Annotated in this window: 8 protein-coding genes; all 8 read left to right on the top strand. The window is 44.3% G+C overall.

Annotated features, from left to right (window positions below; genetic code table 11):
* Nucleotides 1-13: 13 nt before the first annotated feature.
* Nucleotides 14-2,704, top strand: a complete 2,691-nt coding sequence (locus H8B06_RS17750; protein WP_190995548.1) for a hypothetical protein — start codon at nt 14-16, stop codon at nt 2,702-2,704.
* A gap of 61 nt (nt 2,705-2,765) precedes the next feature.
* Entirely contained in the window at nt 2,766-4,082 is a 1,317-nt protein-coding gene (locus H8B06_RS17745; RefSeq protein ID WP_190995547.1) for a rhamnogalacturonan acetylesterase, read from the top strand.
* Nucleotides 4,072-4,197 (top strand): hypothetical protein, encoded by a 126-nt coding sequence (locus H8B06_RS20840; protein WP_262891615.1) that lies wholly within the window; start codon nt 4,072-4,074, stop codon nt 4,195-4,197. The genes H8B06_RS17745 and H8B06_RS20840 overlap by 11 nt, the downstream gene beginning before the upstream one ends.
* A gap of 352 nt (nt 4,198-4,549) precedes the next feature.
* Nucleotides 4,550-5,833 (top strand): Gfo/Idh/MocA family protein, encoded by a 1,284-nt coding sequence (locus H8B06_RS17740; RefSeq protein WP_190995546.1) that lies wholly within the window; start codon nt 4,550-4,552, stop codon nt 5,831-5,833.
* Between the two features lie 34 nt (nt 5,834-5,867).
* A complete protein-coding gene (locus H8B06_RS17735) occupies nt 5,868-6,860 on the top strand; it encodes a sugar phosphate isomerase/epimerase family protein (RefSeq protein WP_190995545.1) in 993 nt (330 codons plus the stop codon).
* A 19-nt stretch (nt 6,861-6,879) separates the two neighbouring features.
* Complete coding sequence (locus H8B06_RS17730; RefSeq protein WP_190995544.1) at nt 6,880-8,049, top strand: Gfo/Idh/MocA family protein; 1,170 nt, start codon at nt 6,880-6,882, stop codon at nt 8,047-8,049.
* Nucleotides 8,050-8,180: 131 nt separating this feature from the next.
* Nucleotides 8,181-11,069 carry an exo-beta-1,4-galactosidase gene (locus H8B06_RS17725; protein ID WP_223857751.1) on the top strand — a complete coding sequence of 963 codons (2,889 nt, stop codon included), beginning with the start codon at nt 8,181-8,183 and terminating at the stop codon, nt 11,067-11,069.
* 231 nt (nt 11,070-11,300) lie between these two features.
* Complete coding sequence (locus H8B06_RS17720) at nt 11,301-14,366, top strand: SusC/RagA family TonB-linked outer membrane protein (protein WP_190995542.1); 3,066 nt, start codon at nt 11,301-11,303, stop codon at nt 14,364-14,366.
* Nucleotide 14,367: the final 1 nt, after the last annotated feature.

Genomic DNA, 14,367 nt, shown 5'->3' with positions numbered 1-14,367 from the left:
ATAATCATTCAACTTGGCTACAAAGAACCGAGAGTTACTGGTAAAAGCGAAAATATATCTTATTCTCTCGCTTTTTTTGATATTAAACGTCCGCTGCTTAGTTGCTCAAGATGCGGAGACCATCTTGAGTGATCTGGCATCTAAGAAAGAACATCCTTTTCAGGAGAAACTCTATCTCCATATAGATAAACCCCTGTACGCTGCCGGAGAGACTATTTGGATAAAAGTATATGGAACTATTGGGATAGAGAATTTGCTGTCAAATCTGAGCAAAGTAGTCTATATTGAGCTGATCGACCCTGCAGACGAACGGGTAGCCTTCATTAAAATACCTCTGGTTAATGGATTGGGCCTTGCCGATATTCAGCTGAATAGTACCAGCATCGAAGGCTCATATCGATTGCGTGCGTACAGCAATTGGATGAGAAATGCCGACGAACAGTTTTTTTATGATAGACCCATATACATCACCAATGGGCTAACGGATAGAACATTAACCTCTACACATACCATTCAACAGGATAACGGTACGGATTATACGATACAGCTGAAAAACTTACAGGGAGAAGCGCTATCCAATAGATCTATACAGTTTGAGATTATGGAAGGAGAAGATGTGCGGGATAAGAAAAGGGGTAAGACCGACGATAATGGTTTGGTGCGTTTATCTCTGGATAAGAAGCATCAGGGCCGTACGATACGTTACCATTTTGAAAATGACGAAAAATCTTCGGTAAGTAAAGTTATCCGTCCGGTCATAAAACGGGAAGCACTAACTGTGCAGTTATTTCCCGAAGGAGGCAAGTTATTGATGGATCGACCTAACCGGATTGCCGCAAAGGTCGTGGATGATCAAGGACTTGGGGCACAGGCAAAACTTGAATTTCGGTCTGATACCGGTATTATTGCCGTGATAGAGACAAACCCATTGGGGATGGGTGCGGAGATATTACCCCTTACGGATCATCGTATACGCGCATTCCTAGTAGGCCAAAGCGGAGCAAAGAAAGAAGTGCCGATGCCGCCCATACATACCTCGGGCTATTCGTTGCTGGTGGATGCCCAGGATACCACGGCATTGTCCATACAGCTACATGTTTCGGATGATCTGATGAATAACCAAACCGTATATTTTGTGTTGCACCATTTGGGAAAGGTATTCAAAACCAGCAAAGAACAGCTATCTGCCACCGAAATTACAACGTCGTTATCACTGACAGGTATACCGAATGGAGTCCTAACAGTAAGCGTCTTGGATGAACAGCTGATGCCCATTGCGGAACGTCCGGTCTTTCGTTACACCAACGGGGGTGTAGCTCCTTTATCTGTTGCGTTGGATAAGGAAATCTATAGTACGAGAGAAAAGGTGAATGTCACGATGGAATGGGAGCAAGGATTAGATCGTGCCCGGATTGGCACATATTCCGCCAGTGTTGTTCACCTCTCCTCTGTTGATGCGGAAATGTTAGATGAAGAAATCAATATCCTGTCGACATTATTGCTAAGTGCCGATGTGAAGGGCTTCATCGAAAAGCCCGGATTCTATTTTCGTGGTGATAGCCTACGGACGCAGGATATGGATTATTTGATGTTGACACAAGGCTGGAGAAACATCGACTGGATCCATATCGATAGAAAAGACCGTACAGAATATGCGGTCGAACATGGTTTAGCCTTAGCTGGGCATGTCAAGAAATCAGTTGGCGGAAATTTAGATTCGGACACGAAGATGCAACTGTTTCCTGCCCATGATTATTTGAACTATCGGGAAACGGAGATCGGCAAAGACGGACAGTTTGCCTTTAAAGACTTGATGTTTTTGGACGGCACAGAATTTATGTTATCTGTGGTCGACAAGAGAGGCAAAAAAATAAGGGCAGCGATGGATCTGGACGAAGAGCAGGCGCCCGACCTCCCCATAAGCCGAAATCTCCCCATGGAACGGAATGATATAAATGGGTTGTTCGTGGATCAGCTTCGACGGGTACAGCAGCATTTTCAGCAATTAGCAGAAGATGGCTCCATTCTTATTGAAGCGGTTGTAGTCGATGCTAAACGGAACAAGGCTTCAAAAAGATCGGCTAACGTCAACGGCCCTGGAAATGCCGATTATGTATTTGACGCCAACGACCTCCAAGGAGGTACGACCTTGCAACAATGCATCGAATACGAAGCGATAGGCGTTCGATGGGATCCTGAAACAGGAAATCCCTCAAGAGCTTTGTTTGTTGTCGATGGCGTTCCGATCGACTCCGCCCGCGCATTGATGATTAATCTGGATGCCTTGGAGAGTGTAGAAGTCCTTCGGAACGACCGTTACTTGTTTGCCTATAACCTCTCCAACGACAGGAAACCGTGGACGGTGTTTATTATGACCACAAAACCCGGAGCCAAAGGATACGCCTTTAGCAAGCCGAGTCTCCGTACGGATACCAAACTCATCAGTCCACAGGGGCTGTATATCAGCCGGATTTTTTATAAACCTGTCCATCTTGAGATCGACCAAGAAGGACAAGTCCAAAAGCGCGATCTCAGGACAACGATTCATTGGGAACCCAGCATCGTTATCAACAAGTCCGGTAAAGCCCAGTTTGATTTTTATACCTCCGATGAACCCGGCATGTATCGTCTAGTGATCGAAGGACTGGATTTGTATGGAACGGTCGAAAGAAAGATCATGGATGTCCATGTCAGTGAGAAGTGATGTGATTTCTTGTTCGAAAGTTAATATAAATACGATGAATAAAACAAAACCATATTTTTCTATGAAGTCAAGATTCTTTTTAACAGTTATCTGTTTGTTGGGTATCCTAACGGGATATGCCCAGCCGTTTCACAAAATATTCGATTTCGCTTCGACGGAGCAAAAAAATCATCATATCCCCATTTCTGAAATAATCATTTACGGTCAGAAAGGGAAGACGTACGGTTTTGATTTAAATACGGAGAAGCATGTACAAGTAAAACAAGAGCTGGGACAGCAGTCGCTTTATAGCCATAAACCGTTTTACTTTTCCGTTGATGTTCCAGAAGGAAATTATACCGTGACGATACATTATAAGGGAATGTCCGATAGGGATTATCACAGTACCGTGCGGTCTGAATCACGACGATTGCATATAGAACATGTTAAGATCAAACGCAATAAAGGGGTTTCAAAATCTTTTAACGTCCATATAAAAGATGCACGTATCGATAGTACAAAATCAGTTCAATTAAAGAAGCCAAGAGAAAACGGTAAATTGGATTGGGATCATAAATTGACATTAGAGTTTCAAGGTGAAAATAATATTGCTGCTATCGAGATCGAAGCGATCGAGGATGTGACGACAGTATTTTTGGCAGGAAACTCGACGGTGGTTAATCAAGAGAATGAGCCATGGGCCTCTTGGGGGCAGATGTTCCCCCGATTTTTCGATACGGATGTGGTTATTGCCAATCACGCCGAATCAGGGCTTACGTTGGGATCCTTTTTGTACCAAAATCGTCTGGAAAAAATCTTGTCTATTGCCAAACCAGGAGATTACCTATTCATTGAGTTTGGACATAATGACCAAAAAGAAAAAGGCGAAAATGCGGGTGCTTTTAAGAACTATAGTGAAAGATTACGGCTTTTTGTAAAAGCATTTCGGGGAAAAGGAGGATTTCCGGTCATTGTAACTTCAACAGAGCGCCGCCATTTCAATGAAGAAGGCGAGTTACAGCATACCTTGGGCGACTATCCGAAAGCCGCGAAGGCTGTAGCGAAAGAATTAGATGTTCCGCTAATTGATCTCAACGCGATGACACGCGCGTTTTATATAGCATTGGGTGTAGAGGAGTCGAAAAAAGCTTTGGTACACTATCCTGCAAATACATTTCCAAACCAAGATCAACCGCTGCAGGATAATACTCATTTCAACACCTATGGTGCTTATGAGATCAGTAAGATGGTCGTTCAAGGTGTGAAAGACCGGAAATTGCCTTTACGTAAACACATCGTCGATTTTAAAAAGTACAATCCGAATAAGCCCAGCTCGCCGTCGGCATGGAATTGGCTGCCGAGTGTAAATAATGAAGTGGAAAAACCAGATGGTAACTAATGTGTTGTTAGCTATTATTTTGCATATTCAAGACCGTTTGCTTGGTATGGAGCAGTCTGGACTGGGGAAACGTGGTACAGACCTGCCTAATGGCGATCATCGGCGCAGCCATTAGTTACTTCACCAGCCGATTGTTGGAAGGGAAGCGGCGAAGGCGCCGTTGGTGAATTTTAACGTCTGGGGTATTGTGCCTCAGGCGTTTTTTGTCTCTTTTATCATGTTTTTATCCTTGATTCCTACGCCTCCTCTTCGTCAATAGAAGCCTGATTATTTGGTGAATCTCTTTAGGAGGAAAACAAAAACTTACCGAATTGTTCCTAAGATTTTAGACGTAGATGTTGTAAAAGTTATTCATTAAATGTAACTTAAGCAATTAATTGCATATTGTATGCAACCGGTTTCCTTCAACCCATTGCCAAAAGGTAAAGAGGGACGTAAAGTACCTGTAGATATTAAAAACTTATATAATGAAAAGAAAAAGTTTTATTAAAAGTGCTGCTGTATTAGCCGCTTCAACCATGTTTTATAAAGCAAATGCTTTTTCCATCGAAAACAAGCCGCTTAAAGTGGGGCTTATCGGCGTAAAAGGGATGGGCTGGGCCAATTTAATGGCACTGCTGAAGCAACCTAACGTGCAATGTACTGCGTTATGTGATGTCGATGAACGCATTTTAGACCAGCGTATTGAAGAACTTCAGAAAAGGCAGATTGAAGTCAAACGCTTCATCAATTATAAAGAGTTGTTGGAAGGCGATCTCGTGGATACCGTCATTATCGGAACACCTGACCATTGGCATTGCCTACAAATGGTAGATGCCGTAAAAGCGGGTAAGCATGTGTATGTGGAGAAGCCAATAGGGAATTCTATCGGCGAATGTGAGCTCATGGTAGCAGCAGCACAAAAATATAACAGCATTGTACAGGTAGGACAGTGGCAACGTAGTCAACAACATTTTAGAGACGCCATAAATTTTGTGCACTCGGGCAAACTTGGGAAAATTAGGTTGGTAAAGGCTTGGGCCTATCAGGGCTGGATGAAAAGCATACCGGTAAAGCCCGATGAGCCGATCCCGGCAGGTGTGCATTACGATCAATGGCTAGGTCCGGCCAAGAAAAGACCATTCAACCCCAACCGTTTCCATTTTGAATTTCGCTGGTTTTGGGATTATGCCGGCGGATTGATGACCGATTGGGGCGTGCATATGTTGGATTACGCACTGTTGGGGATGCAGGTGTCCGATCCGAAGTCCGTGATGGCTGCGGGAGGTAAACTTGCCTATCCGGATGATGCAGCCGAAACACCGGACACTTTGACGGCAGTATTTGAGTTTGATGGTTTTAATATACAATGGGAGCAGGCTACGGGGATTGATCTTGGACCGTATGGCAAGAACCACGGCGTTGCTTTTGTCGGTAACAATGGAACGCTGGTACTGAACAGAGGGGGGTGGGAAGTTATCCCGGAAGGCGAGCGGATGGAGGCGGTATCGTTTCAAAAAAGTCAGGACAGTGGATTGGACAATCACATGGCAAATTTCGTACAAGCCATACAGCGTAATGACCAGACTTTATTGCATGCGCCGATCGAAGCAGGAGCGCATATTGCGATCTTTTCGCAGATGGGAAATATTGCTTATCGAACCGGAAAGAAACTCTATTGGAATAAAGAAAATCGAAAATTTACGGACGCGGAGGCGAATCGTTATCTGGTATCAGCATACCATAACGGGTATAAACTGCCCCAAATTTAACAACCCGGACTACTAAACTTATAAATATAGCAATATGTCTCGATTAGTAACATTATATTCACTCCAATGGGGAGACCTATCCTTGGAGGATGTATGTACCAAAGCAAAAGAATTTGGTTACGACGGACTGGAACTTGGATTACCCGATCATTTGGACGTAAGGCAAACGGATGCTGAATATTATAAGGGCATCAAAGACCTGTTAGGAAAGTATGGATTGCAGCTAAAAACGATTTCTTCGCACTTGGTCGGACAAGCGGTATGTGATCGAATCGACGAGCGGCACAAAGGTATTTTACCAGCTTATATATGGGGTGACGGCGAGCCTGAAGGTGTTCGGCAACGTGCGGCAGAAGAATTGATATTAACCGCAAAAGCTGCGAAATCATTAGGTGTAAACACCGTCGTCGGGTTTACAGGGAGCCCAATATGGCATCTGCTATATGCGTTTCCCCCCGTTCCTGAATCGATGATTGAAGAGGGGTATAAAGCATTTGCCCGCCGTTTCATTCCCATTTTGGATGAGTTTGAGAAAATAGGTGTTCGCTTCGCGCTGGAAGTACATCCTACGGAGATTGCTTTTGATACCTTTTCGGCTCGTAGAGCATTAGAAGCAGTTGATTATCACCCTGCATTTGGATTTAATTATGACCCCAGTCATCTGGGCTATCAAGGTGTGGATTACGTGGATTTTATTTACCAGTTTCCAGAGCGGATTTTTCATGTCCATATGAAAGATGTTTATTGGAGCGACACACCCAAACAGGTGGGGGTCTTTGGCGGCCATGTTGCTTTTGGTGATCCGCGCCGTTACTGGAATTTCAGAAGCGTAGGGAGAGGGAAAATCAATTTTGAAGATATCATTCGTGCATTGAACGTTATTGGTTACCAAGGGCCACTATCTATAGAATGGGAAGATAGTGCCATGGACCGTGAGCATGGTGCGCGTGAATCCTGTGCGTTTACGAAACGCATCGATTTTCAAGCTTCAAAGCATGCTTTTGATGCTTTTTTTGCAAAAGATTAACCCTGTTTATTGTGGAAATATGAAAAGTAGAAAACTAAAGATGGGCATGGTTGGTGGTGGACTTACTGGTTTTATCGGTGCGATTCATCTGCGTGCGGCGCTCATGGAAAATAAGATCGAATTGGTTTGTGGCTGTTTCAGTTCAAAGCCGGAGGTCTCTAAAGAGTCGGGAAGGTTTTATAATCTTCCAGACAACCGTATATATAGCTCCTATCAGGAGATGTTTGCGCGGGAGATCGCACTGCCAGAAGACGAGCGGATGGATTTCGTCGTTATTGTCACACCGAACAACCATCATTTTGAACCCGCTATGCTCGCCCTAGACAACGGGATACATGTCGTACTGGATAAACCTATGACGTTCTCCTTGGAAGAAGCGAAGATCTTGCAGCAGAAAGTAGGGGAGACGGGGTTGGTATTAGCTGTGACGCATGTCTACGCTGGTTATCCGGCGGTCAAAGAAATGAAGACGAGAATAGCCGCAGGGGAACTTGGTAAGCTACGCCGCATTTATGTAGAATATCCGCAAGGTTGGTTGGCAGAACGTATCGAAATCGAAAGTGGAAACAACGCCGGTTGGCGTACCGATCCCAGTCTGTCGGGGAAGGCAGGCTGTATGGGCGATATTGGTACGCACGCCTGGCATCTTTGTGAATATATCTCCGGATTGAAGGTTAAAGAAATGTGTGCTGAACTGAATACCTTTGTCCCCGGGCGCCCTATTGACGACGATGGCACAGCCATGATGCGGATGGAACAAGGCGTGAAAGCTTTGCTGGCGGCAAGTCAGATCGCTATTGGTAATGCAAATAATATTAATATCCGTGTTTATGGAGAGAAGGGCAGCCTAAAATGGGTGCAGGAAGATCCCAATAAGTTATTCTTCAATACCAGCCATAATCCCGAGCAGATTATTTATATCGGTGGAGATTATCCTTATTTAAGCCAACGCGCCCAATGGAATATACGGACGCCGGGAGGGCATCCGGAAGGTTTTATCGAGGCTTTCGCTAATATTTACCATAATTTCGCGCTTACGGTGGCCGCGCACAAAGCAGGCGAACACCCAACAGCGGAAATGCTGGACTTTCCCGATGTGCACGACGGCGTGAGAGGCATGCAGTTTATTGAAACGATTGTGAAAGCGGGTTGGAATGACGATACAAAATGGGTGAATTGGGTAGAGTAGGTGTCTTCAGTAGGAGATAGAAACGTCGGATGAGGAATTGAGGAACAGGTTACCACGGGTTGCCCGTGACATAGCAGATCGATATCTTTGGAAATACCAAGTGTAAATCTTTGATAAATATGATGGCTGCCATGTATAGATACTTGTTTTTTATTCCCCTCTTTCTGCTTACTGTTTCCAACTTACAGGCACAGGAAAATTTTTTGGATCTTTCTGGAACTTGGCGTTTTGCCTTAGACAGAATGGATAAGGGTATAAAAGAGAAATGGTTTTATCAAAACCTAGAAGGCAATGTAAAGCTACCGGGATCACTGATTGAACAAAATATTGGTGATGACATCACCTTGGAAACCCAATGGACGGGAAGTATTTACGATAGCTCGTTCTATTACCACCCCCGATTAGAAAAATACCGACAAACGGATAACTTAAAAATTCCATTTTGGCTTAGCCCTTTAAAACATTACGTAGGACCGGCATGGTATCAACGGGATTTTCAGCTTTCCGCTGCCGATCTGAAGCAGCATCTCAAACTTTTCTTGGAACAGCCACACACCGAAACGATGGTATGGGTAAACGGTCATCTGGTGGGTACGCAAAACAGTATGGTTGTTGCACATCAATTTGAACTTCTGGATCTGGTGAAAGCAGGCAAGAACACCATGACCATCCGGGTAGATAATCGGATAAAAGAGATCAACGTGGGACCCGATTCTCATAGTTTGACCGATCATACCCAGGGAAATTGGAACGGGATTATAGGGCGTATTGGCGTTGAAAAACGATCAAAGATTCATTTAGATGATATTCAGCTTTATCCCGATATCCACCAAAAAACGGCGGCTATTCGATTAAATGTCTATACCAACCAACCTAAAAAACTGCGTATTCAATATATGGCAGAGAGCTTTAATACGAATAGCACGTACACAACCGCAATACACTCGAAGCTGTTGCAAATCGAAAGCAAGACCGATACGGTCGATTTAGAACTGGCCTTAGGAGAAGACATGTTGCTATGGGATGAATTTAACCCCAATCTATATCGGGCAACATTCCGTTTGTATGATGGAGAACAGCTATTGGATGAGCGAAAGGTGACTTTTGGTATGCGGGAATTCAAGGCAGACGGGCGCTATTTCTATGTGAATGGCCGGAAGACATTCTTGCGTGGTACTTGTGATAATGCGGTATTCCCACTAACGGGATATCCGGATATGGATGTGGAGGGCTGGTTGAAGATTTTCCGCAAAATCAAATCTTATGGACTGAATCATGTTCGCTACCACTCTTGGTGTCCGCCTGAAGCCGCTTTTCAAGCCGCAGACGTCGTGGGGATGTATTTGCAGCCCGAAGGGCCAAGTTGGGCCAATCACGGTTCGTCTTTAGGTCAGGGACGCCCTATCGATCGGTTTATTTACGACGAAACAAACCGTATGGCACAGCAATATGGCAATTACGCCTCTTTCTGCATGATGGCCTATGGGAATGAACCCCGTGGGAATCAGGTTCCTTATCTGATGGCATTTGTCAACTATTGGAAAGCGAAGGACTCGCGCCGCCTCTATACGGGAGCGTCAGTTGGCGGAAGCTGGCCTGTCATTCCGAATAATGAATTTATGGTACGTGCCGGTGCAAGGGGAGTCGATTGGGATAGAAGGCCTCAGAGTGAGAGTGACTTTAGCGATAAAATTGCACAGTTTGAGGTGCCTTTTGTAGCACATGAATTGGGACAGCACTGTGTGTTTCCTAATTTTGAAGAAATCAAAAAATATACCGGTGCGTACCGCGCCAAAAACTTTGAGCTTTTTCAGGAAGACTTAAACGACCACCACATGGGTGATCAGGCAAATACGTTTCTTCATGCCTCCGGAAAGCTTCAGGCATTGGCGTATAAACATGAAATGGAACGCGCGTTTCGTACGCCTAACTACGGTGGTTTCCAGCTGTTGTCATTGAATGACTATTCCGGTCAGGGAACAGCATTAGTCGGGCTTTTGGATGCTTTTTGGGAAGAAAAAGGCTATTTGACGGCCGATGAGTTCAAAAAGGCCTGTGATACAACGGTATTGTTGATCCGGGCACCCAAATTTGTGTTTGATCACACCGAGGTTATGCGTTTGCCGGTAGAGATAGCGCATTTCGGAAGGCAGGAGCTAGATAAGCAAGTACTGCACTGGCGGCTGCTGAACACAGAAAGAAAGGCATACAAAGAGGGAAAGATAACGATAGATCGTTTGGAACTAGGACTGAATCAGCAACTTGGAGAGATCGATATTGCATTGGATGGAATGGAGACTGCTGGAGAGATGAAGTTGGAGTTACAGCTAGAGGGCACGTCTGTCCGAAACGATTGGGATTTTTATATCTATCCAAAAGAATTGCCTCAGCAAACAAAGGAGGTGTATTATGCCACCGCAATCGACGATACGGTGCGTCAGGTACTGGAACAAGGCGGAAAAGTATTCCTAAACCTCGCAGGCACGATTACGCAGGGCAAAGAAATCGTACAGCATTTTCGACCGGTGTTTTGGAATACGTCTTGGTTTAAAATGCGGCCACCTCATACGTTGGGCATTACATTAGACGAGACACATTTGGCTTTTTCTTCTTTTCCGACACAGCGCTACAGCACGATGCAATGGTGGGATGTGCTTCATAAGACACAAGTGATGCACATCGAGGATTTTCCGGCAGCGTTTCGTCCACTAGTTCAACCGATCGATACTTGGTTTATGAACAGACGGTTGGCTTTGATTTTTGAGGCTGAGGTTGGTAACGGACGAATCTTGGTTTCCTCGGCAGATCTCTCGGAACAGACCGATAATCTGGTGCGAAGAAATCTATACCATAGCCTTGTAAATTATATGGCGTCGTCGTCGTTCCAGCCAGCGCATAGATTGGAATTGGATGTCATTGATGGGTTGACGAAGAAAGAATCTAAACTGACTTTTGATACTTATACAGTGTCATCACCGGATGAACTCAAGCCAAATCTGAACGAGATGATACAGCAGTAAAGCAGGATACGGTAGTTCACACTGTACAGGATACGGCAGGTTGCCATCATTTTATCGTTTGTATAACTTGCCGCTATAAACGCTAAGAAAAAACGATTAAAGGAAAATGACTTTACTTTTTACGCCTTAATAAAGAAGGGAAGGTAGATCATGAATGTTAACTAATTAGTAAAAATGTACATAGAAAAAATGACGAAAACGAGGAGAATCGATCTACAGAACAGATGTCTCATGTTGATCTGTATAATCTGCTTATGGACATTTCCGGCATGGGCTCAGACACCAGTGACAGGAACAGTAAAGGATGTTGAAGGAAATTCATTACCTGGAGTTACGGTACAGCTCAAAGGGACAACTGTTGCTACGACGACAACCAATAATGGAACATTCAGTATCAGTGTACCACCAACGGGAACGTTGGTATTCTCTATGATTGGTTACGGGAGTCAGGAACAAAATATTAACAACCGCAGTTCACTAACAGTGACGTTGGAATCAGAAAGTGAGTTGGTCGAAGAAGTTGTAGTGGTGGGATATAATGTCGTTAAAAAGGGAGATTTGACGGGTTCGGTTGTTTCGATAAATAGTGAGGATATTACCGCAATGCCCGTACAGAACCCATTGCAGGCATTACAAGGGCGTGCAGCGGGTCTGGATGTAACATCCAACGAACGTCCCGGCGAAATGGGGTCTATACGGGTTCGTGGAGAACGTTCGCTATTAGCATCAAATTCTCCATTATATGTGGTTGACGGTGTGCCCTTAAGTTCAGGAGGCATTGAATTTCTAAATCCAAAAGATATCGAAGCGATAGATGTATTGAAAGATGCATCTGCAACAGCTATCTACGGTTCCAGAGGTGCCAATGGGGTTATTATCGTAACGACAAAACGCGGTGTGGCAGGTAGAACAACGTTAAATTATTCGGTGACCTCAACCATTGAAAAGCTGAATGATCGGACAGAAATGATGGATGCAGGGCAGTATATTGACTTTCGTAGAGAAGCATATAGAAATGCCTTTCGGCAAAATACAAACGATGATGTGAAGTATCCTGAAGGTATTGATTATGATAAAGACATGCTTATTTTTGGCAAAGATCCTTATGCTTGGGCGAATATTGAAAAGGGTTGGGTAAATGGACAATGGAACGGCAGTTTAGTTCCGACAACCGATTGGGGTAACTATGTAACGAAAACCGGCGTAACCCACGATCACATTATTTCGGCCAGTGGAGGCTCGGAAGTAACACAAGCCTACGGGTCATTCGGTTATTTAAAACAAGACGGTACACAAAAGGGACAAGATTATGAACGCTTTTCGGGGAAGCTGACCATCGACATCAAGCCAAAAGATTGGTTCAAGATGGGTGCCGTACTGAATTCGACTCTTGGCAATCAGAACTATGGTTATCAGACAAGTAATGCAACGGGTCCGGGTAATTTATATGCAGCAGCTCGCGGCATGCTTCCCTATGCCGTACCATTTAATGACGAAGGTAATCGTATTAATCAGCCGGGCGGAGATGTGAATATCCTAAACCCGGTGCCGGAGTGGGATTATAATGTGAATGAGCGAAGAGTATGGCGGAACTTCGGAAATATTTATGCAGAATTAGAACCGATCAATGGATTGCGTTATCGCATTAATTTTGGACCGGATTATTATAGTAACAGAAATGGACGTTTCGCTGATGCAAACTCAGTGAACAGAGGAGGCGGAGAACCCGGTTCAACAAGTGAGGCTCGACTAGATCAAACGATGCGATTCTCTTGGACATTAGATAACCTGATTTATTATGATCGCTCGTTTGATAAGCATAATATGGGGTTGACATTTTTGCAAAGTGCAACTTCCAACAGAACAGAGACTTCGTCCATGCGGGCGAATAACTTGCCCTGGAGTAGTCAAATGTGGTACAAACTAAGTTCGGTTGAACAATTACAAGGGTTTGACTCGGATTTGGTGGAGACCCAGCTAACCTCTTATATGGTGCGTGGAAATTACGATTTTGACGGTAAATATCTCTTTACGGGTTCGGTGCGTTGGGACGGTGCTTCCCAACTGGCAGAAGGCAATAAATGGGACTTCTTCCCGTCATTGGCTGTTGCTTGGCGGTTGGACCGGGAAAGTTTTTTGGAAAATGTGACCTGGGTCAATAGTTTAAAAGCCCGCGTAGGTTTTGGTGTTACAGGGAACTCGTCGGTAGATCCATACAGAACGTTAGGAATGCTTACACCATTGTATTACAGTTGGGGGAATATTGTCGAAGACGGCTATGTACCTAGCGACCCTTCCCTAGCCGATCCGCTCCCCATGCCCAATCGAAATTTGAGCTGGGAAAAGACGGCACAGGTGAATTACGGTGTAGACTTCGCCTTGTTAAACAATCGATTGTCGGGTTCAATAGACTATTTTACATCCAAGACGACGGATTTATTAATGTCGCGTTCGATACCATCTGTGAATGGATATGTACATACTTGGGATAATGTGGGGACGTCGGCAAATCGCGGTATCGATGTCACATTGAATAGCCTGAATATTTCGTCTGCTAACTTCTCGTGGGAATCAACACTAAATTTTACACATAGTAAAGACCGTATCGTAGAGCTGCAGAATGGGAAATTGGATGATATGGCCAATGTGCGGTTTATTGGTCAGCGACTATTTGTTTTTTACGATTACGTGAAAGAAGGTCTGTGGCAAGATACACCGGAAGATTTGGCGGAGATGGCAAAGTTTAACGAAAATGGACATGAATTTAGTCCTGGAACGATTCGAGTGAAGGATGTAAATGGAGATTATAAAATAGATGCGAATGATGATAGGGAAATCCGTGGACATTCCGCACCAAATTGGAATTTTGGTTTTGGCAATACGTTTACCTATAAAAACTTTGATCTCAATTTCTTCATTTACGGTCGGATGGGCTTTACGATTGAAAGCGGAGCAGAATCTCTACAAGGTCGTTTTGCGCAGCGTGTTGTAGATTACTGGACACCGGATAATCCAACAAATGAATATCCTGCCCCTAATTACAATAGTTTCTCGGGAGACCCCTTTCGAAGCGCGATGAATTATCAAGATGGCAGTTTCATAAAACTTCGGAATGTATCGCTGGGTTATACCTTCCCGCAGCATTTTACCAACCGGATTAAATTGGCTAACCTACGTATTTATGCACAGGCTATGAATCCCGGACTGTTGTATTCGAAAGTCGATTGGATAGATCCCGATACGGGCAGTTCCATCTTTAACAGAGGGGTTGTTTTTGGATTGAATGTTGGATTTTAAA

This window comes from Sphingobacterium micropteri (assembly GCF_014692515.1).
Classification (GTDB): Bacteria; Bacteroidota; Bacteroidia; order Sphingobacteriales; family Sphingobacteriaceae; genus Sphingobacterium; species Sphingobacterium micropteri.
This window is presented reverse-complemented; position numbering and strand designations above follow the sequence as displayed.